This window comes from Arthrobacter sp. UCD-GKA (assembly GCF_001863355.1).
Lineage (GTDB): Bacteria > Actinomycetota > Actinomycetes > Actinomycetales > Micrococcaceae > Paeniglutamicibacter.
Genome location: NZ_MOLR01000029.1, coordinates 1 through 1,307 on the forward strand (window position 1 = coordinate 1; position 1,307 = coordinate 1,307).

General features: G+C 59.2%; 3 protein-coding genes. All 3 read left to right on the top strand.

What is annotated here, in order from left to right; translation table 11 throughout:
- A partial coding sequence (locus BLJ79_RS23615; RefSeq protein ID WP_071216984.1) for an IS5/IS1182 family transposase occupies positions 1 to 314 on the top strand: 314 nt, incomplete at its 5' end.
- 44 nt (positions 315 to 358) lie between these two features.
- Complete coding sequence (locus BLJ79_RS22175) at positions 359 to 961, top strand: ATP-binding cassette domain-containing protein (RefSeq protein ID WP_286135951.1); 603 nt, start codon at positions 359 to 361, stop codon at positions 959 to 961.
- Positions 962 to 1,132: 171 nt separating this feature from the next.
- Positions 1,133 to 1,307: transposase (locus tag BLJ79_RS22180; protein WP_286135954.1), on the top strand; the 175-nt coding region annotated here is incomplete at its 3' end.

Sequence of the window (1,307 nt, forward strand, 5' to 3'; positions counted from 1 at the left end):
GGGCAACCGGAAATACGGGCAACCGGAAATACCTCCGCGAGCGCGGCATCCAATGCGTGATCCCCGAAAAGGACGACCAAAAGGCCAACCGGAAGCGCAAGGGCTCCGCCGGAGGACGTCCGGTCACCTACGACAAGGAGGCCTACAAGCGCCGCAACGTCGTGGAGCGCAGCTTCAACGCCCTGAAGCAATGGCGCGGCATGGCCACCCGCTACGACAAGCTCGCCCTGACCTACCGCTCGGCCGTGGTGCTCCACGCGGTGGTCATCTGGAGCGCCGCCCTCGAGAAATCACGATTGGGAGACACGCCCTAGTAGGGGAATCAGGATCCGGCAAATCCACCCTGGGCAGGATCTCGATTGGTCTCATCAGACCCACCTCCGGATCGGTACGCGTCTTGGGCCAGGACATCTTTGCCTTGGGCAAGGACGAGCTGCGTTTGTACCGTCGCAAGATGCAGATGATTTTTCAGGATTCATCAAATTCACKCAATCCGCGGATGAGCTTGCAAGAGCTCATTGAAGAACCGATGCGCGTACAGAATCTGTATTCAGCCGGGGAACGTCGCATGCGGGCTCGAGCCCTTGCAGATGAAGTGCAGTTGGCCGAGGGCTGGTTGGGACGGTACGCGCATGAGTTCTCGGGTGGTCAGCGGCAACGCATTTCCATAGCACGCGGTTTGGCGCTTGAACCTGAACTTATCGTTGCTGACGAACCAGTTTCAGCGCTGGATGTTTCAGTTCAGGCTCGCGTCTTGAATCTGCTCAAGGACATCCAAGAGTCGCGGAGTCTCTCGATGATTTTCGTGAGCCATGATATGGCCGTCGTGGAATTCATGAGTGATCAGGTAGCTGTGCTTTGCGACGGAAAAATTATGGAAAACGGGCCAGCGGAAGAAGTTTTCGCCAACCCCAAAAGCGCATATACGCGTACATTGCTGGACTCTTCGCCCAGTCTCTAGCGCCGCCACTCGCTGGCACTTGGCTTCAGAACAGGAGATTTAAAACATGACCACCTCACAGACCCTAGGGCGTGTCTCCTAATCGCTGACGGTTCGGTTTGGCAGGATTAACGGGTGAATTCCCGTTACACCGTCCTCACCGATCCCCAGTGGGAGCTGATTGCCCCGTTCATGCCCGATTCCACGGGCAGGGCGGGGCGCCCGTTCAAGGAGCACCGGCTCGTGGTCGAGGGCATCATCTACCGCTACCGCGCCGGCATCCCGTGGCGCGACCTGCCCGAGCACTTCGGGTCCTGGAAGACCGTGTGGAAGCGCCACCGCCGCTACGCCGCCGACGGCACCTGGG